Origin of the sequence: Superficieibacter sp. (genome assembly GCF_032071645.1) — a bacterium.
GTDB lineage: Bacteria > Pseudomonadota > Gammaproteobacteria > Enterobacterales > Enterobacteriaceae > Superficieibacter.
Genome location: NZ_DAMAPU010000017.1, coordinates 1 through 22,449 on the forward strand (window position 1 = coordinate 1; position 22,449 = coordinate 22,449).

General features: G+C 51.1%; 40 protein-coding genes. 6 read left to right on the forward strand and 34 right to left on the reverse strand.

The window, feature by feature from the left end:
* A partial coding sequence (locus tag RT197_RS19355) for a hypothetical protein (RefSeq protein WP_312952794.1) occupies positions 1-293 on the reverse strand: 293 nt, incomplete at its 3' end.
* Here RT197_RS19355 and RT197_RS19360 point away from each other — a divergent pair.
* Positions 292-846, forward strand: a complete 555-nt coding sequence (locus RT197_RS19360; RefSeq protein WP_312952795.1) for a gamma carbonic anhydrase family protein — start codon at positions 292-294, stop codon at positions 844-846. The genes RT197_RS19355 and RT197_RS19360 overlap by 2 nt on opposite strands.
* Here RT197_RS19360 and RT197_RS19365 read toward each other — a convergent pair.
* The 6 genes from RT197_RS19365 to dprA are packed head-to-tail and all read right to left on the reverse strand — an operon-like array spanning position 822 to position 4,614.
* Positions 822-1,079 carry a DUF1488 domain-containing protein gene (locus RT197_RS19365; protein WP_312952796.1) on the reverse strand — a complete coding sequence of 86 codons (258 nt, stop codon included), beginning with the start codon at positions 1,077-1,079 and terminating at the stop codon, positions 822-824. The genes RT197_RS19360 and RT197_RS19365 overlap by 25 nt on opposite strands.
* On the reverse strand, positions 1,076-1,894 hold the full coding sequence (gene aroE, locus RT197_RS19370) for a shikimate dehydrogenase (RefSeq protein WP_312952797.1): 819 nt from the start codon (positions 1,892-1,894) through the stop codon (positions 1,076-1,078). The genes RT197_RS19365 and aroE overlap by 4 nt, the downstream gene beginning before the upstream one ends.
* Before the next feature lie 4 nt (positions 1,895-1,898).
* Positions 1,899-2,471, reverse strand: coding sequence for an L-threonylcarbamoyladenylate synthase type 1 TsaC (gene tsaC, locus RT197_RS19375; protein WP_312952798.1), 573 nt, complete (start codon positions 2,469-2,471; stop codon positions 1,899-1,901).
* Positions 2,461-3,018, reverse strand: coding sequence for a type I DNA topoisomerase (locus RT197_RS19380; protein ID WP_312952800.1), 558 nt, complete (start codon positions 3,016-3,018; stop codon positions 2,461-2,463). Before RT197_RS19380 ends, tsaC begins: the two co-directional genes overlap by 11 nt.
* 26 nt (positions 3,019-3,044) lie before the next feature.
* Positions 3,045-3,518 (reverse strand): DUF494 family protein Smg, encoded by a 474-nt coding sequence (gene smg, locus RT197_RS19385; protein WP_312952801.1) that lies wholly within the window; start codon positions 3,516-3,518, stop codon positions 3,045-3,047.
* The gene (gene dprA / locus RT197_RS19390; RefSeq protein ID WP_312952802.1) at positions 3,490-4,614 is read right to left on the reverse strand and encodes a DNA-protecting protein DprA; all 1,125 of its coding nucleotides are present in this window, start codon (positions 4,612-4,614) and stop codon (positions 3,490-3,492) included. Before dprA ends, smg begins: the two co-directional genes overlap by 29 nt.
* Before the next feature lie 129 nt (positions 4,615-4,743).
* Here dprA and def point away from each other — a divergent pair, with 129 nt between their 5' ends.
* From def to mscL, 5 genes are all read left to right on the forward strand, one after another.
* Positions 4,744-5,253: a peptide deformylase gene (gene def, locus RT197_RS19395; RefSeq protein ID WP_312952803.1), complete on the forward strand. Its 510-nt coding sequence runs from the start codon at positions 4,744-4,746 to the stop codon at positions 5,251-5,253.
* A 14-nt stretch (positions 5,254-5,267) separates the two neighbouring features.
* On the forward strand, positions 5,268-6,215 hold the full coding sequence (gene fmt, locus RT197_RS19400; protein WP_312952804.1) for a methionyl-tRNA formyltransferase: 948 nt from the start codon (positions 5,268-5,270) through the stop codon (positions 6,213-6,215).
* Between the two features lie 52 nt (positions 6,216-6,267).
* Positions 6,268-7,557 (forward strand): 16S rRNA (cytosine(967)-C(5))-methyltransferase RsmB, encoded by a 1,290-nt coding sequence (gene rsmB, locus RT197_RS19405; protein WP_312952805.1) that lies wholly within the window; start codon positions 6,268-6,270, stop codon positions 7,555-7,557.
* Between the two features lie 19 nt (positions 7,558-7,576).
* Complete coding sequence (gene trkA, locus RT197_RS19410) at positions 7,577-8,953, forward strand: Trk system potassium transporter TrkA (protein ID WP_312952806.1); 1,377 nt, start codon at positions 7,577-7,579, stop codon at positions 8,951-8,953.
* Between the two features lie 150 nt (positions 8,954-9,103).
* Positions 9,104-9,517, forward strand: coding sequence for a large-conductance mechanosensitive channel protein MscL (gene mscL / locus RT197_RS19415; protein ID WP_312952807.1), 414 nt, complete (start codon positions 9,104-9,106; stop codon positions 9,515-9,517).
* On the opposite strand, the gene RT197_RS19420 is transcribed toward mscL, so the two are convergent.
* The 27 genes from RT197_RS19420 to rplB all read right to left on the reverse strand — a co-directional run bounded on the left by RT197_RS19420 (position 9,514) and on the right by rplB (position 22,446).
* Positions 9,514-9,732 (reverse strand): alternative ribosome-rescue factor A, encoded by a 219-nt coding sequence (locus RT197_RS19420; protein ID WP_312952808.1) that lies wholly within the window; start codon positions 9,730-9,732, stop codon positions 9,514-9,516. The two genes, mscL and RT197_RS19420, sit on opposite strands and share 4 nt — an antisense overlap.
* 55 nt (positions 9,733-9,787) lie before the next feature.
* On the reverse strand, positions 9,788-10,213 hold the full coding sequence (zntR, locus tag RT197_RS19425) for a Zn(2+)-responsive transcriptional regulator (protein WP_312952809.1): 426 nt from the start codon (positions 10,211-10,213) through the stop codon (positions 9,788-9,790).
* 2 nt (positions 10,214-10,215) lie between these two features.
* Positions 10,216-10,584, reverse strand: coding sequence for a DUF1992 domain-containing protein (locus RT197_RS19430; RefSeq protein WP_312952811.1), 369 nt, complete (start codon positions 10,582-10,584; stop codon positions 10,216-10,218).
* A 108-nt stretch (positions 10,585-10,692) separates the two neighbouring features.
* The gene (gene rplQ, locus RT197_RS19435) at positions 10,693-11,079 is read right to left on the reverse strand and encodes a 50S ribosomal protein L17 (RefSeq protein WP_001216372.1); all 387 of its coding nucleotides are present in this window, start codon (positions 11,077-11,079) and stop codon (positions 10,693-10,695) included.
* A gap of 40 nt (positions 11,080-11,119) precedes the next feature.
* Positions 11,120-12,109 (reverse strand): DNA-directed RNA polymerase subunit alpha, encoded by a 990-nt coding sequence (locus RT197_RS19440; protein WP_001162094.1) that lies wholly within the window; start codon positions 12,107-12,109, stop codon positions 11,120-11,122.
* A 25-nt stretch (positions 12,110-12,134) separates the two neighbouring features.
* Positions 12,135-12,755, reverse strand: coding sequence for a 30S ribosomal protein S4 (rpsD, locus tag RT197_RS19445; protein ID WP_002445357.1), 621 nt, complete (start codon positions 12,753-12,755; stop codon positions 12,135-12,137).
* A 33-nt stretch (positions 12,756-12,788) separates the two neighbouring features.
* A complete protein-coding gene (gene rpsK / locus RT197_RS19450) occupies positions 12,789-13,178 on the reverse strand; it encodes a 30S ribosomal protein S11 (RefSeq protein ID WP_003863312.1) in 390 nt (129 codons plus the stop codon).
* 16 nt (positions 13,179-13,194) lie between these two features.
* The gene (gene rpsM, locus RT197_RS19455; protein WP_003031135.1) at positions 13,195-13,551 is read right to left on the reverse strand and encodes a 30S ribosomal protein S13; all 357 of its coding nucleotides are present in this window, start codon (positions 13,549-13,551) and stop codon (positions 13,195-13,197) included.
* A gap of 146 nt (positions 13,552-13,697) precedes the next feature.
* Positions 13,698-13,814 (reverse strand): 50S ribosomal protein L36, encoded by a 117-nt coding sequence (gene rpmJ / locus RT197_RS19460; RefSeq protein WP_000868187.1) that lies wholly within the window; start codon positions 13,812-13,814, stop codon positions 13,698-13,700.
* Between the two features lie 31 nt (positions 13,815-13,845).
* Positions 13,846-15,177: a preprotein translocase subunit SecY gene (gene secY, locus RT197_RS19465; protein WP_176917735.1), complete on the reverse strand. Its 1,332-nt coding sequence runs from the start codon at positions 15,175-15,177 to the stop codon at positions 13,846-13,848.
* 7 nt (positions 15,178-15,184) lie between these two features.
* Entirely contained in the window at positions 15,185-15,619 is a 435-nt protein-coding gene (gene rplO / locus RT197_RS19470; protein WP_312952814.1) for a 50S ribosomal protein L15, read from the reverse strand.
* 3 nt (positions 15,620-15,622) lie between these two features.
* Positions 15,623-15,802 carry a 50S ribosomal protein L30 gene (gene rpmD / locus RT197_RS19475; RefSeq protein WP_003863301.1) on the reverse strand — a complete coding sequence of 60 codons (180 nt, stop codon included), beginning with the start codon at positions 15,800-15,802 and terminating at the stop codon, positions 15,623-15,625.
* A 6-nt stretch (positions 15,803-15,808) separates the two neighbouring features.
* Positions 15,809-16,309 carry a 30S ribosomal protein S5 gene (rpsE, locus tag RT197_RS19480; protein ID WP_002445361.1) on the reverse strand — a complete coding sequence of 167 codons (501 nt, stop codon included), beginning with the start codon at positions 16,307-16,309 and terminating at the stop codon, positions 15,809-15,811.
* A gap of 14 nt (positions 16,310-16,323) precedes the next feature.
* Positions 16,324-16,677: a 50S ribosomal protein L18 gene (rplR, locus tag RT197_RS19485; protein ID WP_238715161.1), complete on the reverse strand. Its 354-nt coding sequence runs from the start codon at positions 16,675-16,677 to the stop codon at positions 16,324-16,326.
* A gap of 9 nt (positions 16,678-16,686) precedes the next feature.
* Positions 16,687-17,220 carry a 50S ribosomal protein L6 gene (gene rplF, locus RT197_RS19490; RefSeq protein ID WP_312952816.1) on the reverse strand — a complete coding sequence of 178 codons (534 nt, stop codon included), beginning with the start codon at positions 17,218-17,220 and terminating at the stop codon, positions 16,687-16,689.
* Positions 17,221-17,232: 12 nt separating this feature from the next.
* On the reverse strand, positions 17,233-17,625 hold the full coding sequence (gene rpsH / locus RT197_RS19495; RefSeq protein WP_312952818.1) for a 30S ribosomal protein S8: 393 nt from the start codon (positions 17,623-17,625) through the stop codon (positions 17,233-17,235).
* A gap of 33 nt (positions 17,626-17,658) precedes the next feature.
* Positions 17,659-17,964 (reverse strand): 30S ribosomal protein S14, encoded by a 306-nt coding sequence (rpsN, locus tag RT197_RS19500; protein ID WP_049839671.1) that lies wholly within the window; start codon positions 17,962-17,964, stop codon positions 17,659-17,661.
* A 15-nt stretch (positions 17,965-17,979) separates the two neighbouring features.
* Entirely contained in the window at positions 17,980-18,519 is a 540-nt protein-coding gene (gene rplE / locus RT197_RS19505) for a 50S ribosomal protein L5 (RefSeq protein ID WP_176918763.1), read from the reverse strand.
* Between the two features lie 14 nt (positions 18,520-18,533).
* Positions 18,534-18,848, reverse strand: a complete 315-nt coding sequence (rplX, locus tag RT197_RS19510) for a 50S ribosomal protein L24 (RefSeq protein WP_007724317.1) — start codon at positions 18,846-18,848, stop codon at positions 18,534-18,536.
* Between the two features lie 10 nt (positions 18,849-18,858).
* On the reverse strand, positions 18,859-19,230 hold the full coding sequence (rplN, locus tag RT197_RS19515) for a 50S ribosomal protein L14 (RefSeq protein WP_004160583.1): 372 nt from the start codon (positions 19,228-19,230) through the stop codon (positions 18,859-18,861).
* A 166-nt stretch (positions 19,231-19,396) separates the two neighbouring features.
* Entirely contained in the window at positions 19,397-19,651 is a 255-nt protein-coding gene (gene rpsQ, locus RT197_RS19520; protein ID WP_312952820.1) for a 30S ribosomal protein S17, read from the reverse strand.
* Complete coding sequence (gene rpmC, locus RT197_RS19525; protein WP_000644742.1) at positions 19,651-19,842, reverse strand: 50S ribosomal protein L29; 192 nt, start codon at positions 19,840-19,842, stop codon at positions 19,651-19,653. Before rpmC ends, rpsQ begins: the two co-directional genes overlap by 1 nt.
* Complete coding sequence (gene rplP / locus RT197_RS19530; protein WP_049839667.1) at positions 19,842-20,252, reverse strand: 50S ribosomal protein L16; 411 nt, start codon at positions 20,250-20,252, stop codon at positions 19,842-19,844. Before rplP ends, rpmC begins: the two co-directional genes overlap by 1 nt.
* A 12-nt stretch (positions 20,253-20,264) precedes the next feature.
* A complete protein-coding gene (gene rpsC, locus RT197_RS19535; RefSeq protein ID WP_302463531.1) occupies positions 20,265-20,966 on the reverse strand; it encodes a 30S ribosomal protein S3 in 702 nt (233 codons plus the stop codon).
* Between the two features lie 17 nt (positions 20,967-20,983).
* Positions 20,984-21,316: a 50S ribosomal protein L22 gene (gene rplV / locus RT197_RS19540; protein WP_002919773.1), complete on the reverse strand. Its 333-nt coding sequence runs from the start codon at positions 21,314-21,316 to the stop codon at positions 20,984-20,986.
* A 13-nt stretch (positions 21,317-21,329) separates the two neighbouring features.
* Positions 21,330-21,608, reverse strand: coding sequence for a 30S ribosomal protein S19 (rpsS, locus tag RT197_RS19545; RefSeq protein WP_001138115.1), 279 nt, complete (start codon positions 21,606-21,608; stop codon positions 21,330-21,332).
* A gap of 16 nt (positions 21,609-21,624) precedes the next feature.
* A complete protein-coding gene (gene rplB, locus RT197_RS19550; protein ID WP_312952824.1) occupies positions 21,625-22,446 on the reverse strand; it encodes a 50S ribosomal protein L2 in 822 nt (273 codons plus the stop codon).
* Between the last annotated feature and the right edge of the window lie 3 nt (positions 22,447-22,449).

Consider the following 22,449-nt stretch of genomic DNA (forward strand, 5'->3'; position numbering starts at 1 on the left):
CGTATATTACGCTTTCCTCTTTCAGAGTCAACCCCGTTTTTCAGGATTTTTCTCTGTGTTGTTACGACCATCTTGTGAAGTGTTTCACATTGTCGTCTCAACGGAGGCGCATTATAGGGATCCCAGTTTTTAGCACAAGCCTTTTTTCGATCTTTTTTTCCGACTGTTGCTTTTTCAGCCTTTTCGCTGTGATCCTGCTCGATCTGCGCAAATTTTGCCGTACAAAAGGCTTGCTCCCGCGCAATAAAGCACCCAAAGTCATTATCACAATGCGTTTTGTCAGAGGTGATCATGTCTGTTGTTTTACGTCCTTATAGAGATCTGTTTCCAAAAGTGGGCCAGCGCGTGATGATCGATTCCACCAGCGTGGTAATTGGTGACGTGCGAATTGCCGATGATGTCGGTATCTGGCCGCTGGTCGCGATTCGTGGTGACGTTAATTATGTCGAGATTGGTGCGCGAAGTAATATTCAGGATGGCAGCGTTTTACATGTGACGCACAAATCCTCTTATAACCCGGACGGTAATCCTCTCATCATTGGAGAGGACGTTACAGTAGGCCATAAAGTGATGCTGCACGGTTGCACTATCGGTCATCGTGTTCTGGTGGGAATGGGCTCTATATTGCTCGACGGCGCGGTAATTGAAGATGACGTGATGATTGGCGCAGGTAGTCTGGTACCGCAGAATAAACGTCTGGAGAGTGGCTACCTGTATCTTGGCAGCCCGGTAAAACAGATCCGTCCTTTGAAAGAAGCGGAAATAGAAGGGCTACGCTATTCCGCCAATAATTACGTAAAGTGGAAAGACGAATATCTGAATCAGGATAACCAGACCCAGCCGTGATCGTCTTCCTGCTGCGCCAGGATCAGCGCTTCGGCTTCTTCTTCAAGATCCCAGCGCTGGTCACGGAAAGCGACCAGCCATTGCTCTGGCGTATTGTTACCAAAACGATGCGCCAGGACCTCTCTTCTGATGGCGCACGTTAGCTGCATACCGTTAACCAGCGCCGGAAAGCACAGCGCCTGCGCTTCCTCATGCCAGCTTTCACGGTCAGGAAATTGGATCGCCTGATTCACGCCGCCAGCTCCCGGCGAAGTTTCTCAATGACCGGGATTACTTCCGGCAAAACGCCATGCCAGAGCAGGACCGCATGCGCTGCCTGCCCCACCAGCATACCTAGCCCGTCTGCACACTGCTGCGCGCCCTGCTGCTTGCACCAGGTCAGAAAAGGCGTAGTTCCCTTCTGATAAAACATATCGTAGTAGTAGGTTGAAGAATGAACTACAGAGTCGGGAATAGCAGGAATATCGCCGGTTATTCCGCTGGACGTGGCATTGATGATGAGATCGAATTCATGCCCAACCAGTTCGTCCATCGCAATTGCGTTGACGCTGCCTGTATGAGCGAAAAGCTTCGCCAGTTCTTCAGCACGAGCAACGGTTCGATTGACAATCGTCACCGCGCAGTCGAGAGAAAGTAAAGGCAGTAATACCCCGCGTGAAGCACCGCCTGCGCCAATCAGCAGGACGCGCGCGCCCGGCCTGATGAATTTTAGCCGTTCCAGATCGCTTAACAGCCCAATACCGTCGGTATTGTCGCCCAGCAACCGGCCATCCTGCAGACGCATAAGCGTATTGACCGCTCCGGCCAGAGCCGCTCGTTCCGTCAGTTCATCTGCGCGCGCGAACGCCTGCTCTTTGAAAGGCACCGTTACATTGGCCCCCTTCCCGCCAGCGGCAAAAAACTGCTCCAGCGTCATCACAAATCCATCAAGCGGAGCCAGAATGCGCCCGTACGGATGATCTATTTTCAGTTGCTCAGCAAACTGCTGATGAATAAAAGGAGATTTGCTGTGCGCAACCGGATGACCAAACACCGCATAGGTTTCCATAGTATTACCCCTGTCGAAACTGTTTGCCCGTCAGAGCATCAAGGATTTCGGATGGATTCAGGCGACCGCCGGTTTCCCCTTCGACAATCGGGAAATCAGCACCAAACTGTGCCCGGACTTCTTCTGTAGTACGGCATGGCGGTAGCCCGGTGAGATTAGCACTGGTGGATACCAGCGGTTTCCCGTAGGCCTGACATAGCTCCACAACCAGTGGATGATCGCTCACGCGCACCGCCAGCGAATCAAAGCGCCCCGTCAACCAGCGCGGGATGGTAGCTTTTGCCGGAAAGACAAACGTCACCGGCCCCGGCCAGCGCGCAAAAATAGCGTCACGCCGGTCAGCGCTAAGAAGACTTTCGTCAATGTAAGGCTGAAGTTGCTCAAAGCTAGCGGCGATCAGGATTAAGCCTTTTTCTACCGGACGCTGCTTTAACGTTAACAGGCGATTTACCGCGAGTTCACTGTCAGGATCGCAGCCAACGCCAAAGACGGCTTCGGTTGGATACGCGATGACGTGTTGATTATTCAGTTCGGCCACCGCATCCGCAATGGTCTTAGAAGGCAGGTTATTCTTCACTATTTTGTTTCGCCGCGACGGGCTTTCCACATTGTTTACTCGCACAAAAGAGCTTCACACCCTGCGCGGTTTTCTTTTCTATTAATAGCGGGTAATGACATTCAGGACATTCGCCCGCGACAGGTTTGAAATTAATAACGAACTGACACTCTGGATAGCGATCGCAGGAGTGAAAGGTTTTACCAAAACGAGATCGGCGTTGAACGAGGTGCCCCGTCTGACATTGCGGGCAGGTAATTGCCGTATCGTCTGGCTTGTCGATTAGTTCGGTGTGTTCGCATTCGGGATAGCGGCTACAGCCGATAAACATGCCGAAGCGCCCCTGACGCAGTACCAGTACAGCGCCGCAGGCTGGGCATGTTTGTCCCTCCAGAACCTTGACGATATGTCCATCTGCCTGACTTTTCAGGGGACGGACGTAGTCGCATTCTGGATAATGGGAACAACCGAGAAACGGACCGTGTTTCCCGGACCGAATGACAAGTTCAGCCCCGCACTGTGGGCAGGGCTCGTTTTTACGCACTGTGAAAAGTGCTGATTTGGCCATAACTATTCTTGATGCTGCAAAAAAGATTAATGCAGCATACCTTCATTCACTTCAAAGAGTAATTCTTCCATCTGCTGGTAAGCATTTTCACAGCCGGGAATATTGAACAGAACCATCAGAATTACCCACTTCAGATCGTCCAGTTCAAATTCGGCCGTGTCCAGCGCCAGCACACGCTCAATCACCATTTCTCGCGTATCGAGGTTGAGCACCTGAATCTGCTCCAGGAATAACAGGAATCCCCGGCAACTGGCATCCAGTCTTTCGCATTCTTCTGCGGTATAAATACGCACAGAGAGTGGATCGGAAGCAAGCTGCATCGGTTCGACAAGACCTTCCTGATAATCCGCCAGCTTTTCAAGCCACACCAGTGCGTTGTAGATATCCTCACGGTCAAAACCAGCGTCGGTAAGATCCCGCGTTAGTTTATCCTGGTCCACACGCATCTCTGCTTCGTTATGGATGTAAGTCTCAAACAAATACATTAGTACGTCGAACATGGCTTGCCCTCCTTAATCGGACATAGCCGCCGGGTACAGCTGCGATCCACCCTGCTAACTCCAGTTCAAGTAGCTGAGCCACTGTCACTGGCACAGGTTGGCCGGCACGTTCAGCGACGACGTCAACAGGTGTTACCTCATCTCCTACGTTAGCCAGGAGCTCAGGAAATGGCAATGCCACGACTTCCTGTTCTGGTGAATAAATTGTAATTTCTGCGTCATCTGGCAATGAATGCTGCCCAAATTGCAAATTTTCAAGGATATCCTCAAGCGAGGTCACAAGTGTTGCGCCCTGCTTAATCAGCCAGTGTGGCCCTTCGCTGCCGGGATTACCTAACGGTCCGGGCAGTGCGAAAACATCACGGCCCTGTTCTAATGCACACCGTGCGGTAACAAGAGAACCACTGCGAATAGCCGCTTCAACCACCAGCACGCCGAAACTTAACCCGCTGATAATACGGTTACGCTGGGGAAAATTTTCCGGCCTCGGCGGCGCAGAAAGTGGGAATTCCGAAATGACGGCGCCGCCACCGTGAACGATAGCCGCCGCAAGTGAAGTGTGGCTACGCGGATGGACGCTGAATAAGCCATTGCCCAGCACCGCCACGCTTTTACCCTTCACGTTAAGCGCTGCACGGTGCGCTACACCATCAATCCCTCGCGCAAGACCACTGGTAATGGTCAGCCCGCTGGCCGAAAGCCCTTTGCTGAAAGTTTCTCCCCAATGCTGCCCATACCAGGAGTGGTGGCGACTACCGACGATTGCCAGCTGTGGGTTATTCAGGCTTGCCGGATCGCCATTAACAAAAAGCGCGCCCGGATAGTCGGTTACTGCGCGCAGCTGTGCCGGATAGCGGGCGTCACTGGCAAGAATCAGATGATGCGAGGGCTGTTCGAGCCATTCCAGACTCCGCTCCAGCTCTTCTGGCTTGAGTGCCATAAACGCGTTTTTTTGCCGCGACGTTAGTCCAGCCGCCAGCAGAAGCTCGTCCCCAATATAAGGCTGCTTAATCAGGTATTCTGCAAGCCGTACCATTCTGTCGCCATAAAACTGGCGAATGTTTATCAGGCGTAACCAAATCTCAACAGGCGTCATCCTTTTCCCCTTGCCACAAGCACTTCCGACAATCCTTGCGATTGGTCACTGATGCTGTCAATCAGCAGGGGATTTGTCTAGAATAGAGGTAATAATCTTTCTTAATCCTGAACACAACTCTGGAAATCTATGGCGGTTTTGCACGTGTTACATATTCCGGACGAGCGTCTTCGCAAAGTCGCTGAACCGGTAAAAGAAGTGAATGCAGATATTCAGCGCATCGTTGATGATATGTTCGAAACGATGTATGCCGAAGAGGGTATTGGTCTGGCCGCGACTCAGGTCGATATTCATCAACGTATTATCGTGATTGATGTTTCAGAAGATCGTAATGGTCGTCTGGTGCTCATCAACCCGGAGCTACTGGAAAAGAGTGGCGAAACGGGTATTGAAGAAGGCTGTCTGTCTATTCCAGAACAGCGTGCACTGGTGCCTCGCGCCGAGAAAGTTAAGATTCGTGCGCTGGATCGTGACGGCAAAAGCTTTGAGTTAGAAGCAGACGGCCTGCTGGCTATCTGTATACAGCACGAAATGGACCATCTGGTCGGCAAGCTGTTTATTGATTACCTGTCGCCACTGAAGCAGCAGCGCATCCGCCAGAAAGTAGAAAAACTGGATCGCATGAACGCACGGGCGTAAGGATAAAGGATATCGTGTCAGATTCACTTCGCATTATTTTCGCGGGTACGCCCGACTTTGCAGCGCGTCATCTCGACGCGCTGCTGTCATCTGAACATCAGGTGGTTGGCGTATTTACCCAGCCCGATCGTCCTGCAGGACGCGGTAAAAAACTGATGCCCAGCCCGGTGAAAGTGCTGGCAGAAGAAAAAGGATTGCCGGTTTACCAGCCTTCTTCTCTACGCCCACAGGAAAACCAGCAGTTGGTCGCTGATTTACAGGCGGATGTAATGGTTGTTGTCGCCTATGGCCTGATCCTGCCAAAAGTCGTGCTGGAAATGCCCCGTCTGGGATGCATCAATGTTCACGGCTCTCTGCTTCCACGCTGGCGCGGTGCGGCTCCTATTCAGCGTTCACTCTGGGCTGGCGATAACGAAACGGGTGTGACGATCATGCAAATGGATGTCGGCCTGGATACGGGTGATATGCTTTATAAACTCGCCTGTCCGATAACAGCAGAAGACACCAGCGCCACGCTGTATGACAAATTAGCCCAGCTCGGCCCTCATGGTCTGATTGAGACGCTGCAACAGTTGGCAAACGGTAATGCAAAGCCAGAAGTGCAGGATGAAACGCTTGTCACTTATGCGGAAAAACTCAGTAAAGAAGAGGCGCGTATTGACTGGTCACTGTCTGCTGCTCAGCTTGAGCGTTGCATCCGCGCTTTTAATCCATGGCCGATGAGTTATCTGCTGATCGAAGACCAGCCGGTTAAGGTCTGGAAGGCTTCAGTGATTGACCGGCAAAGTAGCGCGACGCCTGGCACGATTATTGACGCCGGCAAACAGGGTATTCAGGTTGCGACCCGAGATGGCGTGCTGAATCTGGAGTCGCTACAGCCCGCTGGTAAAAAAGCAATGAGCGCGCAGGATCTATTAAATTCGCGTCGGGAATGGTTTATCCCAGGCAATAGTCTGGCCTGACGATTACTTATTAATAAGCCCGGTGTGACCGGGCATTTTTATTTTTGCGGTTATGAAAAAACAACTCAATTTACGCAGCATGGCGGCACAGGCCGTTGAACAAGTAGTCGAACAGGGCCAGTCTCTTACTCAGGTTCTGCCAGCCTTGCAGCAAAAAGTATCAGACAAAGATAAAGCGCTGCTTCAGGAACTGTGCTTTGGCGTATTGCGCACCCTGCCTCAAATGGACTGGTTGATCAATAAGTTAATGTCGCGCCCGATGACCGGTAAGCAACGTACAGTCCATTATTTAATCATGATTGGTTTTTATCAATTGCTGCATACCCGTATTCCGCCTCATGCCGCGCTGGCTGAGACGGTTGAGGGGGCAGTGGTCATTAAACGCCCGCAGTTAAAGGGATTAATTAACGGTGTGCTGCGCCAGTTTCAGCGTCAGCAGGAAGAATTGCTGAACGAGTTTGCCAGCAGCGAAAACCGTTTTTTACATCCGGCGTGGTTGCTTAAGCGCCTGCAGAAAGCCTATCCGACGCAGTGGGAAGCAATTGTCGAGGCGAATAATCAGCGTCCCCCCATGTGGCTGCGCGTAAACCGCAATCATCACTCCCGCGACAGTTGGCTGGCGCAGTTGGAAGACGCCGGAATGCAAGGCTTTACCCATTCTGATTATCCAGATGCCGTGCGTCTTGCCGCTCCGGTGCCGGTACATGCCCTGCCGGGTTTTGAAGAGGGCCAGGTCACGGTCCAGGATGCTGCAGCGCAGCGCTGCATGACGTTTCTCGACCCCCAAAACGGTGAGTCTGTTTTAGATCTTTGTGCCGCACCGGGTGGAAAAACAACGCATATTCTTGAGGTGGCCCCTGAAGCTCGCGTACTGGCGGTTGATGTCGATGAACAGCGCCTTTCCCGGGTTTACGATAACCTGAAACGCCTCGGCATGAAGGCTGAAGTTAAACAGGGCGATGGACGCTTCCCTGCACAATGGTGCGGCGAGCAGCAATTCGATCGTATCCTGCTGGATGCCCCCTGCTCCGCCACGGGCGTGATTCGCCGCCACCCCGATATCAAATGGCTACGTCGCGATCGAGATATCCCGGAACTGGCCCAGTTACAGGCCGAAATTCTGGATGCTGTCTGGCCGCATTTGAAAAAAGGCGGCACGCTGGTTTATGCCACGTGTTCAGTTTTGCCAGAAGAAAATAGCCTGCAAATCGCAGCTTTCCTCAAACGCACGCCGGATGCACAACTCAGCATAACCGGCACACCTGAACAACCGGGTCTGCAAAATCTGCCGGGCGCGGAAGAAGGTGATGGCTTCTTTTACGCTAAGCTAATCAAACAGTGAAGATAACGGGTCGCGACTGATGAAAATTATTATTCTGGGTGCGGGACAAGTTGGCGGTACGCTGGCAGAGAACCTGGTCGGGGAAAATAACGATATTACCGTTGTCGATACTAATGGCGAGCGCCTGCGGATATTGCAGGATAAGTTCGATCTTCGCGTCGTGCAGGGGCATGGCTCTCATCCCCGCGTGCTGCGCGAGGCCGGCGCAGACGACGCCGATATGCTGGTCGCCGTCACCAGTTCCGATGAAACCAATATGGTGGCCTGCCAGGTCGCCTATTCCCTGTTCAACACGCCAAACCGTATCGCCCGTATCCGTGCTCCAGATTATGTCCGCGATGCCGAAAAACTTTTTCATTCAGATGCCATCCCTATCGATCACCTGATCGCCCCAGAGCAACTGGTGATCGACAGCATCTACCGCCTGATCGAGTACCCCGGAGCGTTACAGGTAGTCAACTTCGCCGAAGGAATGGTCAGCCTGGCCGTGGTAAAAGCCTACTATGGCGGCCCGCTGGTCGGTAACGCGCTTTCGACCATGCGCGAACATATGCCACATATTGATACCCGCGTGGCGGCTATTTTCCGTCACGACCGCCCGATTCGCCCTCAGGGCTCGACTATTGTCGAAGCCGGTGATGAGGTGTTTTTCATCGCAGCTTCTCAGCACATCCGCGCGGTAATGAGTGAATTACAGCGACTGGAAAAACCCTATAAGCGCATCATGCTGGTCGGCGGCGGCAATATCGGTGCGGGTCTGGCCCATCGTCTGGAAAAAGATTACAGCGTTAAACTGATCGAACGCGATCAGCAACGTGCCGCAGAGCTGGCTGAAAAGCTGCAAAACACGATCGTTTTTTTTGGTGACGCTTCAGATCAGGAGCTTCTGGCGGAAGAGCATATCGATCAGGTTGATCTGTTTATCGCCGTCACTAACGACGACGAGGCAAATATTATGTCCGCCATGCTGGCTAAACGGATGGGCGCGAAAAAAGTTATGGTGCTGATCCAACGGCGCGCCTATGTCGATCTGGTTCAGGGAAGTGTCATCGACATTGCAATTTCCCCGCAGCAGGCCACAATTTCAGCGCTGCTTAGCCACGTTCGTAAAGCAGATATTGTCGGTGTTTCTTCACTACGTCGTGGCGTTGCCGAAGCAATCGAAGCCGTGGCACATGGTGATGAAAGCACTTCGCGCGTGGTGGGCCGGGTTATCGACGATATTAAACTGCCGCCGGGAACCATTATTGGTGCGGTGGTCCGTGGTACCGATGTAATGATCGCTAATGACAACCTGCGTATTGAGCAGGGAGATCATGTCATCATGTTCTTAACCGACAAAAAATTTATCACCGACGTTGAGCGTCTCTTCCAGCCCAGTCCTTTCTTCTTATAACTGGCAGGCACCCTGGTGGTGCCTGACTCATTTTTCGTATAACCCTTTATTTCCTATGGCATATTTCGTCGGTCAAATTGTTAATGCAAATGGAAATTGTGAAGACATTTGTTAAACTTAGTGTTATCTGAAGGCATTAAGGAGAAAAAAATGAGCTTTTTTAAAGAGTTCCGTGAATTTGCAATGCGCGGAAATGTGGTCGATCTGGCAGTTGGTGTGATTATCGGGGCCGCATTCGGTAAAATCGTATCGTCGCTGGTCGCAGATATTATTATGCCCCCGCTAGGGCTTCTGATTGGTGGAGTGGATTTCAAACAGTTTGCGCTAACGTTAAGGCCCGCTATTGGCGATACGCCAGCAGTAGTAATGCACTACGGGATATTTATTCAGAATATTTTTGATTTTGTTATTGTGGCGTTTGCCATTTTTCTGGCCATCAAGGTGATTAACAAACTTCATCGCCGCAAGAAAGAAGAGCCCAAAGCTCCTCCAGCGCCGTCGAAAGAAGAAGTATTACTTACCGAAATTCGTGACCTGCTAAAAGAACAAAATAGTCGTCCTTAACAGGCCGTAAAAGCCAGAAGGCCAGTGGTAAAAAAGCACTTTGCTTGTTTGCCACTGGCCTCCCAGTTACCTTTTTTACCGTGCTTCGCTTTACGCAGGAAACTTCCTTTTCCCTTTTTATTCTTTTCTACACGCTGCCTGAATAAAGGATCGTGCAGTAAGGCTTCAAGCGCATTATCGTTAATTTGCCCTTTGGTGTGCTGATAGCGACTCATAAATTCTCCAGATTGTAGTAAAACGGCGTGAGTGTAATATCACCCGTCTGATAAATCAACAGCCCCGCATGGTTCCACTAGCTCCCTGCTCGAGCGCCTCAAGAATAGAACAATAAACGCTGCTGTGGGCGGTACCGCAGCAGGCATCATTCAGCCTTTGCAGCGAACGGCGCATTGTTTCCAGTTCCTCAATACGGGCTTCAACTTCGGTTAGTCGATTCTGCACAATGCTTTTCGACTCCTGACAAGTATGATGCTCAGGATCGATGCGAATAGACAAAAGCTCGCGGATCGATTCAAGAGTAAAACCCAGATGACGTCCATAACGAATGAATTTCAGTCGCTGAAGATCCTGTTCGCTATAAAGACGAAATCCTCCTTCCGTGCGCACTTCATGCTCCATCATCTGCTGCTTTTCATAGTAGCGAATAGTGTCGGGTGTGACTTCAGCCAGCTTTGCCAGTTCTCCAATACGATACACGATCACTCCTCAGTTATTTTATTCAGCAGCCTTTGAGCATAGTTACCATGCAGGAAATCAGTATTAACTCCGGCCTGACGTAGCTTCACTTCAAGTAATACCAGGCGGCGACTCAATTCCTGATGTTCAGGACTATCACGTTGAACGGTTTTCAAAAGATCTGCCAGTGCGATGGCCTCTTTACGCTGCTCCAGCTCCGGTGGCAAACAGCCCGCATTTTTAAGCAGACGATAACCGGCACGCAGATCGGCAGGAACGTGGGAATCATCATCCAGCAGTAAAGGCTTACCCTGTCCGCGCAGGTTATCAAATTCACCTTTGCGCTGGGCATCATTGATATGGCGTTCTGCCCACTGGTCTAATAACCACATAGACATTCTCCAGGGGATGAACAAAAACAGTACAGCTATTTTAGAAGAGTGGAGGTTTGGTAGATATAAAAAAACCCGCCGAAGCGGGTTTTTTTACGTTACTACAGATTACTCTGCAGCAGCTTCTGCTTTCGATTCAGAACGATCAACCAGCTCGATGTAAGCCATCGGCGCGTTGTCGCCTGCACGGAAACCACACTTCAGAATGCGAGTGTAACCACCGGCACGGCTCGCGAAACGCGGGCCCAGTTCGTTAAACAGTTTTGCCACGATCTCGTTATCACGAGTACGGGCGAATGCCAGACGACGATTAGCAACGCTATCAGTCTTGGCAAGAGTAATCAGCGGCTCAACTACGCGACGCAGCTCTTTCGCTTTCGGCAGGGTCGTCTTGATGATTTCATGACGAACCAGTGAACCTGCCATATTGCGGAACATAGCCTGGCGATGGCTGCTGTTGCGGTTCAGTTGACGACCACTCTTACGATGGCGCATGACCTTATCCTTCTCAGTAAAACCTTAACCTGCGATCCGGTTACTCGTCAGCGATGCTTGCCGGTGGCCAGTTTTCCAGGCGCATACCCAGAGACAGTCCACGGGAAGCCAGCACGTCTTTAATCTCAGTAAGAGATTTTTTACCCAGGTTAGGCGTCTTAAGAAGCTCAACCTCGGTACGCTGTACCAGATCACCGATATAGTGGATTGCTTCTGCCTTGAGGCAGTTAGCAGAGCGGACAGTCAATTCCAGATCGTCAACAGGGCGCAGCAGGATCGGATCGAATTCTGGTTTCTCTTCTTTCACTTCTGGCTGACGTACATCACGTAAGTCAACAAAAGCTTCCAGTTGTTCAGCCAGGATGGTTGCCGCACGACGAATCGCCTCTTCAGGATCGATTGTGCCGTTGGTTTCCATTTCGATGACCAGCTTGTCCAGGTCGGTACGCTGTTCTACACGCGCTGCTTCAACATTGTAGGCAATACGCTCTACAGGGCTGTAACATGCGTCGACCAGCAGACGGCCGATTGGGCGCTCATCTTCTTCCGAATGAATTCGGGTAGAAGCCGGCACATAACCACGACCGCGCTGAACTTTGATACGCATGCTAATAGACGCGTTCTCATCGGTCAGGTGGCAGATCACGTGCTGCGGCTTGACGATTTCGACATCACCGTCGTGGGTGATATCGGCTGCAGTCACAGGGCCAATGCCAGATTTATTCAAGGTAAGAATAACTTCATCTTTACCCTGAACTCTCACCGCCAGCCCTTTCAGGTTGAGCAGGATTTCCAGGATATCTTCCTGAACGCCTTCTTTGGTGCTGTACTCATGTAGTACACCATCAATCTCAACCTCGGTCACCGCGCAACCCGGCATCGATGAGAGCAGAATACGGCGCAGTGCGTTACCCAGAGTATGGCCAAAGCCACGCTCTAAAGGCTCAAGGGTCACCTTGGCGTGCGTCGAACTCACTTGCTCGATATCTACCAGGCGCGGTTTTAGAAACTCTGTCACAGAACCCTGCATTGTGTCCTCTCTTTGGTACTAAGCTTTACTTGGAGTAAAGCTCGACGATCAGGTGTTCGTTAATGTCCGCAGACAGATCAGAACGCTCAGGCTTACGCTTAAACGTACCTTCCATCTTGCCAGCATCAACTTCCAGCCAGGTTGGCTTTTCACGCTGCTCAGCCAGCTCCAGAGCGGCTTTCACGCGAGATTGCTTTTTCGCTTTCTCACGAATGCTAACAACGTCATTCGCTTTAACCTGATAAGAAGCGATGTTAACAACACGACCGTTTACCATGATAGCTTTATGGCTAACCAGCTGACGTGATTCAGCACGAGTCGCGCCGAAGCCCATACGGTATACTACGTTGTCCAGACGACCTTCCAGCAGAGCCAACAGGTTTTCACCGGTGTTGCCTTTCAGACGTGCTGCTTCTTTGTAATAGTTACGGAACTGACGCTCCAGCACACCGTAGATACGGCGAACTTTTTGCTTTTCACGCAACTGCACACCATAGTCAGACAGACGCGGTTTACGCGCACCGTGCTGGCCAGGAGCTTGTTCAATTTTACACTTGGTATCGATCGCGCGAACGCCAGACTTAAGGAATAAGTCGGTGCCCTCACGACGGCTCAGCTTGAGCTTAGGACCCAAATATCTTGCCATTTTCTTTCTCCAACAAACCTGGAAAACGCAGCGTTATACGCGACGTTTCTTCGGCGGACGACAACCGTTATGAGGGATCGGAGTCACATCAGTAATATTAGTGATGCGGAAACCAGCGGCGTTCAGAGCACGAACGGTAGATTCGCGACCCGGACCCGGACCTTTGACCATAACTTCCAGATTCTTGATGCCGTATTCTTTAACGGCTTCTGCACAACGCTCTGCTGCAACCTGAGCTGCGAACGGAGTAGATTTGCGAGAACCACGGAAACCGGAACCACCGGCTGTTGCCCAACCAAGCGCGTTACCCTGACGATCGGTAATGGTCACGATGGTGTTGTTAAAAGAAGCATGGATATGAGCCACGCCGTCAGAGACTTGTTTTCTTACACGCTTACGTGCACGAACTGGTGCCTTTGCCATTATTCAATCACCCCGATTATTTCTTGATCGGTTTGCGCGGACCCTTACGGGTACGTGCGTTGGTCTTGGTACGCTGACCGCGAACCGGGAGACCACGACGATGACGCAAACCGCGATAGCAACCAAGGTCCATAAGGCGCTTGATGCTCATGCTAACTTCACGGCGCAGATCACCTTCAACGACAAATTTGGCAACTTCGTCACGCAGCGTGTCGATTTGTTCTTCAGACAGCTCACTGATCTTAACATCTTCAGCGATACCCGCAGCAGCCAGAATGGCTTTTGAACGAGTTTTGCCGACACCGTAGATCGAAGTTAATGCGATTACGGCGTGTTTCTGATCAGGAATGTTAATGCCTGCTATACGGGCCACTATGCACTCCTACTATTTAATATGTACGCACCATGCTGAAAAGCCCGTTTTCAGGATACTCAAATGGAAACGTACAGACATACAAAAGATTGGCTGGCTAATCTAGCCAGCTCAACCCAACTTTGCAAGAAAAATATGCGAAAAAATCAGCCTTGGCGCTGTTTATGCTTCGGCTCGGCACTGCAAATCACACGGATGACACCATCACGCTTAACGATTTTGCAGTTACGGCATAATTTCTTGACGGAAGCACGAACTTTCATTTTTACTCTCCGTAACTTCTCGAGCGACCTGTTAGCGGCCATAGCCTTTCAGGTTCGCCTTCTTCAATGCAGACTCATACTGACTGGACATCATCAGAGTTTGCACTTGAGCCATAAAGTCCATAATCACGACAACAACGATCAGCAGCGAGGTTCCACCGAAGTAGAACGGTACTTTCATTGCATCACGCATGAACTCCGGGATCAGGCAGATAAAAGTAATATAAAGCGCACCGACTAAAGTCAGGCGGGTCATTACTTTATCGATATACTTCGCCGTTTGCTCTCCCGGACGAATTCCTGGTACAAATGCACCGGACTTCTTCAGGTTATCTGCTGTTTCACGCGGGTTGAAAACCAACGCCGTGTAGAAGAAACAGAAGAAGATGATTGCAGACGCATAGAGTAACACATAAAGCGGTTGCCCAGGCTGCAAATACAGCGAAATTGTTGTCAGCCAGTTCCAACCAGTACCGCCCCCGAACCATGACGCGATGGTCGCCGGGAACAGAATAATACTGGAAGCGAAGATTGCCGGGATTACACCCGCCATATTCACTTTCAGCGGCAAATGTGTGCTCTGTGCAGCATACACACGACGACCCTGTTGACGTTTCGCGTAGTTTACCACAATGCGGCGTTGACCACGTTCAACAAATACAACAAAGAACGTCACTGCAAATACTAATACTGCAACCAACAGCAACAGGAGGAAGTGCAGGTCGCCTTGACGCGCTTGCTCAATAGTGTGGGCAATGGCTGGCGGGAGTCCCGCAACGATACCGGCGAAGATAATGATTGAGATACCGTTACCAATACCTCGTTCAGTAATCTGTTCGCCGAGCCACATCAGGAACATCGTTCCTGTGACCAGACTTACAACAGCGGTGAAATAGAATGCAAAGCCTGGATTCATTACCAGGCCCTGCATACCAGGCATATTCGGCAGACCGGTAGCAATACCGATCGACTGGAATATCGCCAGCACCAGAGTGCCGTAACGGGTGTACTGGCTGATCTTACGACGACCAGACTCCCCTTCTTTCTTCAGTTCTGCCAGCGGCGGATAAACCACCGTCAGCAACTGGACAATAATCGATGCCGAAATATACGGCATGATACCCAGTGCAAAGATTGAAGCACGGCTGAGAGCACCACCAGAGAACATGTTGAACATTTCAATGATGGTGCCTCGCTGTTGCTCAAGCAGTTTGGCAAGTACAGCGGCATCAATACCAGGGATCGGAATGAAAGAGCCAATACGGAACACAATAAGCGCACCGATTACAAACAACAGTCTGCGTTTCAGCTCGCCTAAGCCACCTTTGGCACTTTGAAAATCTAATCCCGGTTGTTTAGCCATCTGCTACTTATTCCTCGATTTTACCGCCAGCAGCTTCGATAGCAGCACGAGCGCCTTTAGTCACGCGCAGGCCACGAACAGTTACCGGAGTAGAAACTTCACCAGCCAGGATCACTTTCGCGAACTCGATCTGGATACCGATAATGTTAGCTGCTTTCAGCGTGTTAAGGTCTACTACACCGCCTTCAACTTTCGCCAGGTCAGACAGACGAACTTCGGCTGTGATCGCTGATTTGCGAGAGGTGAAGCCGAATTTCGGCAGACGACGGTACAGAGGCATCTGGCCGCCCTCGAAACCACGACGTACGCCACCGCCAGAACGAGATTTCTGACCTTTGTGACCACGACCGCCGGTTTTACCGAGGCCAGAACCGATACCACGACCCAGGCGTTTACCCGCCTTTTTAGAGCCTTCGGCCGGAGACAGAGTATTTAAACGCATCTCTTACTCCTCAACTTTAACCATGAAGTAAACCGCGTTGACCATACCACGAACAGCGGGAGTATCCTCGCGTTCTACGGTGTGACCAATACGACGCAGACCCAGGCCAAGCAGCGTTGCCTTATGTTTCGGCAGACGACCGATTGCACTGCGGGTTTGAGTAATTTTAATAGTCTTTGCCATGGTTTATTACCCCAGAATTTCTTCAACGGATTTACCACGCTTGGCAGCGACCATTTCCGGAGATTTCATATTTTCCAGGCCATCGATAGTTGCACGAACCACGTTAATCGGGTTGGTGGAACCATACGCTTTAGCCAGAACGTTACGAACTCCAGCGACTTCCAGGACGGCGCGCATTGCACCACCGGCGATAATACCGGTACCTTCGGAAGCCGGCTGCATGAAGACACGAGAACCCGTGTGAGTACCCTTAACCGGGTGCTGCAGGGTGCCGTGGTTCAGCGCGACGTTAATCATATTGCGACGGGCTTTTTCCATCGCTTTCTGGATCGCTGCCGGAACTTCGCGTGCTTTACCGTAACCAAAACCAACGCGACCGTTACCATCACCAACTACAGTCAGAGCTGTGAAGGAGAAAATACGACCACCTTTAACGGTTTTAGATACGCGGTTAACCGCGATCAGCTTTTCCTGCAGTTCGCCAGCTTGTTTTTCGATGTGAGCCATCTTACACCTCTACCTTAGAACTGAAGGCCAGCTTCACGGGCAGCATCTGCCAGTGCCTGGACACGACCATGATATTGGAACCCGGAACGGTCAAAGGACACATCTTTGATGCCTTTTTCCAGAGCGCGTTCTGCGACAGCTTTACCTACAGCTGCTGCGGCGTCTTTGTTACCGGTGTACTTCAGTTGTTCAACGATAGCTTTTTCTACAGTAGAAGCAGCTACCAGAACTTCAGAACCGTTCGGTGCGATTACCTGTGCGTAAATATGACGCGGGGTACGATGTACCACCAGGCGAGTCGCACCCAGCTCCTGGAGCTTGCGGCGTGCGCGGGTCGCACGACGGATACGAGCAGATTTCTTATCCATAGTGTTACCTTACTTCTTCTTAGCCTCTTTGGTACGCACGACTTCGTCGGCGTAACGAACACCCTTGCCTTTATAAGGCTCAGGACGACGGTAGGCGCGCAGATCGGCTGCAACCTGTCCAATCACCTGCTTATCAGCGCCTTTCAGCACGATTTCAGTTTGAGTTGGGCATTCAGCAGTGATCCCAGCCGGCAGCTGATGGTCTACAGGATGAGAGAAACCCAGTGACAGGTTTACTACATTGCCTTTGACCGCTGCACGATAACCTACACCAACCAGCTGCAGCTTCTTAGTGAAGCCTTCGGTAACACCGATAACCATTGAGTTCAGCAGGGCACGCGCGGTACCAGCCTGAGCCCATCCGTCAACGTAACCATCACGCGGACCGAAGGTCAGTGCATTATCTGCATGTTTAACTTCAACAGCATCGTTGAGAGTACGAGTCAGCTCGCCGTTTTTACCTTTGATCGTAATAACCTGACCGTTGAGTTTTACGTCAACGCCGGCAGGAACAACGACCGGTGCTTTAGCAACACGAGACATTTTTTCCTCCGATTAGGCTACGTAGCAGATAATTTCGCCGCCAAGACCAGCCTGGCGCGCTGCACGATCAGTCATAACACCTTTAGAGGTAGAAACAACTGCGATACCCAGTCCGGCCATAACTTTCGGCAGCTCATCTTTTTTCTTATAGATGCGCAGACCTGGGCGGCTGACACGCTGAATGCTTTCTACAACAGCTTTACCCTGGAAATACTTAAGAGTCAGTTCCAGTTCCGGCTTGGTGTCGCCTTCAACTTTAAAATCTTCAATAAAACCTTCTTCCTTCAGCACATTGGCAATTGCCACTTTTAGCCTGGAGGAAGGCATGGTGACCGCAGCTTTGCTCGCGGCCTGACCGTTACGGATACGGGTCAGCATATCCGCGATCGGATCTTGCATGCTCATCTGTCTTTACTCCCGTGATTCAATTGGTGACAATTACCAGCTAGCCTTTTTCAGACCCGGGATTTCACCGCGCATGGCGGCTTCACGGACCTTAATACGGCTCAACCCGAACTTCCGCAGGAAAGCGTGCGGACGACCAGTTTGACGGCAGCGGTTACGCTGACGAGACGGGCTGGAATCACGCGGCAGAGTCTGCAGCTTGAGAACAGCGTCCCAACGATCTTCGTCGGAAGCGTTCACATCAGAGATGATTGCTTTGAGTTCAGCGCGTTTAGCGAAGAATTTTTCAGCTAAAGCCACGCGCTTTACTTCGCGTGCTTTCATTGATTGCTTTGCCATGAACGTAACCCTGGTTTACTTGCGGAACGGGAAGTCAAAGGCAGCCAGCAGAGCACGGCCTTCTTCGTCAGATTGCGCAGTAGTGGTGATGGTGATATCCATACCACGTACGCGGTCGACTTTGTCATAGTCGATTTCTGGGAAGATGATCTGCTCACGGACACCCATGCTGTAATTGCCACGACCGTCGAATGACTTAGCGGACAAGCCACGGAAGTCACGGATACGCGGTACAGCAATAGTGATCAGGCGCTCAAAGAACTCCCACATGCGTTCGCCACGCAGAGTTACTTTACAGCCGATCGGATAGCCCTGACGGATTTTGAAGCCTGCAACTGATTTGCGTGCTTTGGTGATCAACGGCTTTTGACCGGAGATTGCTGCCAGGTCAGCTGCTGCGTTATCCAGCAGTTTCTTGTCAGCGATCGCTTCACCAACACCCATGTTCAGGGTGATCTTCTCGACCCGAGGGACTTGCATGACAGAATTGTAGTTAAACTCAGTCATGAGTTTGTTAACTACTTCGTCTTTGTAGTAATCATGCAGTTTCGCCATCGTACTACTCCAAATTACTTGATAGTTTCGCTATTAGACTTGAAGAAACGGACTTTTTTGCCGTCTTCGAATCTAAAGCCTACACGGTCAGCCTTGCCGGTTGCCGCATTGAAGAGTGCAACGTTAGAAACCTGAATAGCAGCTTCTTTTTCAACGATGCCGCCTGGTTGGTTCAGAGCCGGAACCGGCTTCTGGTGTTTCTTAACCAGGTTGATACCTTCAACGATGACCTTGCCGGAAGACAGGACATTCTTAACTTTACCGCGCTTACCTTTATCTTTACCGGTTAACACGATAACTTCGTCATCACGACGGATTTTAGCTGCCATGATTCGCTCCTTAGAGTACTTCTGGTGCCAGAGAGATAATTTTCATGAACTTTTCAGTACGAAGTTCACGAGTTACCGGCCCAAAGATACGCGTGCCGATAGGCTGCTCGCTGTTATTGTTTAAAATAACGCATGCATTACCATCGAAGCGAATGACAGAACCGTCAGGGCGACGAACACCCTTCCTGGTGCGCACCACTACCGCCTTCAGCACATCACCTTTTTTGACCTTACCACGCGGAATTGCTTCCTTGATGGTGATCTTGATGATATCGCCGACGCCTGCGTAGCGACGGTGCGAGCCACCCAGAACCTTGATACACATTACGCGACGTGCACCGGAGTTGTCGGCGACGTTCAGCATAGTCTGTTCTTGGATCATTTCAGTGCTCCGCTAATGTCAACTACTACCTGAGACCCAAAAAATCAGGGTCGTTAAAAAGCCCCATATCGAGGGCGCGGCATTATAACACCGCTTTTCGAATATGGGTAGAAAAAATAAACGGCTCATTGCTGAGCCGTTTATTCGTATCGAGCACAGTACTGTATTACAGAACTGCTTTCTCTACAACGCGAACCAGCGTCCAGGATTTAGTCTTGGACAGCGGACGGCATTCGCGGATTTCAACCACGTCACCGATACCGCATTCGTTGTTCTCGTCATGTACGTGCAGTTTGGTCGTACGCTTGATGAATTTACCGTAGATCGGGTGTTTCACGAAACGTTCGATAGCAACAACGATGGATTTCTGCATCTTGTCACTAACAACACGACCTTGCAGAGTACGGATTTTATCGGACATTACGCACCCGCCTTCTCAGTCAGTAAAGTCTTAACGCGTGCGACATCACGACGCACTTGCTTCAACAGGTGAGACTGTTGCAGCTGGCCACTTGCTGCCTGCATACGCAGGTTAAACTGCTCACGCAGCAGGTTCAGCAGCTCGGTGTTCAGCTCTTCAACGCTCTTCTCACGCAGCTCTTTTGCTTTCATTACATCACCGTCTTAGTTACAAAGGTGGTTTTAATCGGCAGTTTCGCTGCTGCCAGCTTGAATGCTTCACGGGCCAGCTCTTCCGGTACTCCGTCCATTTCATACAGGACTTTACCCGGCTGAATCAAGGCAACCCAATACTCCACGTTACCTTTACCTTTACCCATACGCACTGCCAGCGGCTTTTCAGTGATCGGTTTGTCCGGGAATACACGGATCCAGATCTTACCTTGACGCTTAACTGCACGGGTCATAGCACGACGTGCTGCTTCGATCTGACGGGCAGTCAGACGACCACGGCCAACAGCTTTGAGACCGTAAGTGCCGAAGCTAACATCCGCGCCCGCAGCCAGACCACGGTTGCGGCCTTTATGCATCTTACGGAATTTTGTACGCTTTGGTTGTAACATCAGCGACGCTCCTTATTTACGGCCTTTACGCTGCTGCTTTTTAGGTTGCGCAGCCGGTTTTTCCGGTTGTTCAACAGCAGCCATACCACCCAGGATCTCGCCTTTGAAGATCCACACTTTAACGCCGATTACACCATAAGTGGTGTGCGCTTCAGAGGTGTTGTAGTCAATGTCAGCACGCAGAGTGTGCAGCGGTACGCGACCTTCACGGTACCATTCGGTACGTGCGATTTCCGCGCCGCCCAGACGGCCGCTAACTTCAACTTTGATACCTTTAGCGCCCAGACGCATTGCGTTCTGTACAGCACGCTTCATAGCACGACGGAACATAACGCGACGTTCCAGCTGTGAAGTGATGCTGTCAGCAACCAGTTTTGCGTCCAGTTCAGGTTTACGTACTTCGGCGATGTTGATCTGTGCAGGAACGCCAGCGAGATCCGCTACGACCTTACGCAGTTTTTCTACGTCTTCGCCTTTCTTACCGATAACGATACCCGGACGAGCGGTGTGAATGGTCACACGGATGCTCTTAGCCGGACGCTCGATAACGATACGAGATACAGACGCTTTCGCCAGTTCCTTCGTCAGGTACTGACGGACTTTAAAATCGCTGTCCAGGTTGTCAGCGAATTCTTTGGTGTTCGCAAACCAGGTAGAGTTCCATGGTTTTACAATACCCAGGCGAATACCATTAGGATGTACTTTCTGACCCATTGCTAGTCTCCAGAGTCTCAGCGATCGGACACAACCACAGTAATGTGGCTGGTGCGCTTCAGGATGCGATCTGCACGACCTTTTGCACGCGGCATAATGCGCTTCATGCTCGGGCCTTCGTCTACGAAAATTTTCGCAACTTTCAGATCGTCAATGTCAGCGCCATCGTTGTGTTCAGCGTTAGCAATGGCAGATTCCAGGACTTTCTTGACCAGTACAGCCGCTTTCTTATTGGTGTAGGTCAAAATGTCCAGAGCCTGCGACACTTTCTTACCGCGAATCAGGTCAGCAACAAGGCGAACCTTCTGAGCAGAAGAACGAGCGTGGCGATGTTGAGCTAAAGTTTCCATCTCTTCCTCCTACTTATTTCTTCTTGGCTTTTTTATCAGCCGCGTGACCGCGATAAGTACGGGTCGGTGCAAATTCACCCAGTTTGTGACCGACCATTTCGTCGGAAACAAATACCGGAACGTGCTGACGACCATTATGGACAGCGATGGTCAAACCGATCATGTTTGGAAAGATCGTTGAACGACGGGACCAGGTGCGCAGGGGCTTCTTGTCTCCGCTTTCCACCGCTTTCTCTACCTTCTTCAGCAAGTGCAGGTCAATAAAAGGACCTTTCTTGAGAGAACGTGGCATGGCTTATCCTCTAATATTATTTGCTACGGCGACGTACGATAAATTTATCAGTACGCTTGTTGCTGCGGGTCTTCTTACCTTTGGTCTGTACGCCCCACGGAGTTACCGGGTGCTTACCAAAGTTACGACCTTCACCACCACCATGTGGGTGGTCCACCGGGTTCATCGCCGTACCGCGAACGGTAGGACGAACACCACGCCAGCGTGCAGCACCTGCTTTACCCAGAACGCGCAGCATATGCTCAGCATTGCCAACTTCGCCCAGAGTTGCGCGGCAGTCAGCTTCGACTTTGCGCATTTCGCCAGAACGCAGACGCAGGGTGACATAGGCACCATCACGAGCAACGATCTGAACATAGGTACCAGCAGAACGTGCCAGCTGACCGCCTTTACCTGGTTTCATTTCTACGTTATGAACGGTAGAACCAACCGGGATATTGCGCATCGGCAGGGTGTTACCCGCTTTGATTGCAGCATCAACGCCAGACTGAATCTGGTCGCCCGCTTTCAGGCCTTTAGGGGCCAGGATGTAACGGCGTTCGCCGTCTTTGTACAGAACCAGCGCGATGTTCGCGGAACGGTTCGGATCGTACTCAAGACGTTCAACAACAGCCGGGATACCATCTTTGTTGCGTTTGAAGTCAACCAGACGATAAGCCTGCTTATGACCACCACCGATGTGACGAGTGGTGATACGGCCATTGTTGTTACGACCACCGGATTTGCTGTTTTTTTCAACCAGCGGAGCAAAAGGTTTGCCCTTGTGCAGCTCTGGGTTGACCACTTTAACGACGTGGCGACGACCCGGAGATGTCGGTTTACATTTAACAACTGCCATTGT

Excerpts from the sequence above, each read along its gene's own strand:
- rplB (WP_312952824.1), bottom strand. The coding sequence starts at position 22,446 with ATGGCAGTTGTTAAATGTAAACCGACATCTCCGGGTCGTCGCCACGTC.
- rpmC (WP_000644742.1), bottom strand. The coding sequence starts at position 19,842 with ATGAAAGCAAAAGAGCTGCGTGAGAAGAGCGTTGAAGAGCTGAACACC.
- rpsN (WP_049839671.1), bottom strand. The coding sequence starts at position 17,964 with ATGGCAAAGCAATCAATGAAAGCACGCGAAGTAAAGCGCGTGGCTTTA.
- mscL (WP_312952807.1), top strand. The coding sequence starts at position 9,104 with ATGAGCTTTTTTAAAGAGTTCCGTGAATTTGCAATGCGCGGAAATGTG.
- RT197_RS19380 (WP_312952800.1), bottom strand. The coding sequence starts at position 3,018 with ATGGCCAAATCAGCACTTTTCACAGTGCGTAAAAACGAGCCCTGCCCA.
- rplN (WP_004160583.1), bottom strand. The coding sequence starts at position 19,230 with ATGATCCAAGAACAGACTATGCTGAACGTCGCCGACAACTCCGGTGCA.
- rpsH (WP_312952818.1), bottom strand. The coding sequence starts at position 17,625 with ATGAGCATGCAAGATCCGATCGCGGATATGCTGACCCGTATCCGTAAC.
- rpmD (WP_003863301.1), bottom strand. The coding sequence starts at position 15,802 with ATGGCAAAGACTATTAAAATTACTCAAACCCGCAGTGCAATCGGTCGT.
- rplE (WP_176918763.1), bottom strand. The coding sequence starts at position 18,519 with ATGGCGAAACTGCATGATTACTACAAAGACGAAGTAGTTAACAAACTC.
- trkA (WP_312952806.1), top strand. The coding sequence starts at position 7,577 with ATGAAAATTATTATTCTGGGTGCGGGACAAGTTGGCGGTACGCTGGCA.
- secY (WP_176917735.1), bottom strand. The coding sequence starts at position 15,177 with ATGGCTAAACAACCGGGATTAGATTTTCAAAGTGCCAAAGGTGGCTTA.
- dprA (WP_312952802.1), bottom strand. The coding sequence starts at position 4,614 with ATGACGCCTGTTGAGATTTGGTTACGCCTGATAAACATTCGCCAGTTT.
- rplP (WP_049839667.1), bottom strand. The coding sequence starts at position 20,252 with ATGTTACAACCAAAGCGTACAAAATTCCGTAAGATGCATAAAGGCCGC.
- RT197_RS19420 (WP_312952808.1), bottom strand. The coding sequence starts at position 9,732 with ATGAGTCGCTATCAGCACACCAAAGGGCAAATTAACGATAATGCGCTT.
- smg (WP_312952801.1), bottom strand. The coding sequence starts at position 3,518 with ATGTTCGACGTACTAATGTATTTGTTTGAGACTTACATCCATAACGAA.
- rpsK (WP_003863312.1), bottom strand. The coding sequence starts at position 13,178 with ATGGCAAAGGCACCAGTTCGTGCACGTAAGCGTGTAAGAAAACAAGTC.
- rplV (WP_002919773.1), bottom strand. The coding sequence starts at position 21,316 with ATGGAAACTTTAGCTCAACATCGCCACGCTCGTTCTTCTGCTCAGAAG.
- rpsC (WP_302463531.1), bottom strand. The coding sequence starts at position 20,966 with ATGGGTCAGAAAGTACATCCTAATGGTATTCGCCTGGGTATTGTAAAA.
- rpsQ (WP_312952820.1), bottom strand. The coding sequence starts at position 19,651 with ATGTCCGATAAAATCCGTACTCTGCAAGGTCGTGTTGTTAGTGACAAG.
- aroE (WP_312952797.1), bottom strand. The coding sequence starts at position 1,894 with ATGGAAACCTATGCGGTGTTTGGTCATCCGGTTGCGCACAGCAAATCT.
- rplR (WP_238715161.1), bottom strand. The coding sequence starts at position 16,677 with ATGGATAAGAAATCTGCTCGTATCCGTCGTGCGACCCGCGCACGCCGC.
- rpmJ (WP_000868187.1), bottom strand. The coding sequence starts at position 13,814 with ATGAAAGTTCGTGCTTCCGTCAAGAAATTATGCCGTAACTGCAAAATC.
- RT197_RS19360 (WP_312952795.1), top strand. The coding sequence starts at position 292 with ATGTCTGTTGTTTTACGTCCTTATAGAGATCTGTTTCCAAAAGTGGGC.
- rplF (WP_312952816.1), bottom strand. The coding sequence starts at position 17,220 with ATGTCTCGTGTTGCTAAAGCACCGGTCGTTGTTCCTGCCGGCGTTGAC.
- RT197_RS19430 (WP_312952811.1), bottom strand. The coding sequence starts at position 10,584 with ATGTGGTTATTAGACCAGTGGGCAGAACGCCATATCAATGATGCCCAG.
- rpsS (WP_001138115.1), bottom strand. The coding sequence starts at position 21,608 with ATGCCACGTTCTCTCAAGAAAGGTCCTTTTATTGACCTGCACTTGCTG.
- rplO (WP_312952814.1), bottom strand. The coding sequence starts at position 15,619 with ATGCGTTTAAATACTCTGTCTCCGGCCGAAGGCTCTAAAAAGGCGGGT.
- rpsE (WP_002445361.1), bottom strand. The coding sequence starts at position 16,309 with ATGGCTCACATCGAAAAACAAGCTGGCGAACTGCAGGAAAAGCTGATC.
- rsmB (WP_312952805.1), top strand. The coding sequence starts at position 6,268 with ATGAAAAAACAACTCAATTTACGCAGCATGGCGGCACAGGCCGTTGAA.
- RT197_RS19440 (WP_001162094.1), bottom strand. The coding sequence starts at position 12,109 with ATGCAGGGTTCTGTGACAGAGTTTCTAAAACCGCGCCTGGTAGATATC.
- rplQ (WP_001216372.1), bottom strand. The coding sequence starts at position 11,079 with ATGCGCCATCGTAAGAGTGGTCGTCAACTGAACCGCAACAGCAGCCAT.
- rpsD (WP_002445357.1), bottom strand. The coding sequence starts at position 12,755 with ATGGCAAGATATTTGGGTCCTAAGCTCAAGCTGAGCCGTCGTGAGGGC.
- def (WP_312952803.1), top strand. The coding sequence starts at position 4,744 with ATGGCGGTTTTGCACGTGTTACATATTCCGGACGAGCGTCTTCGCAAA.
- rplX (WP_007724317.1), bottom strand. The coding sequence starts at position 18,848 with ATGGCAGCTAAAATCCGTCGTGATGACGAAGTTATCGTGTTAACCGGT.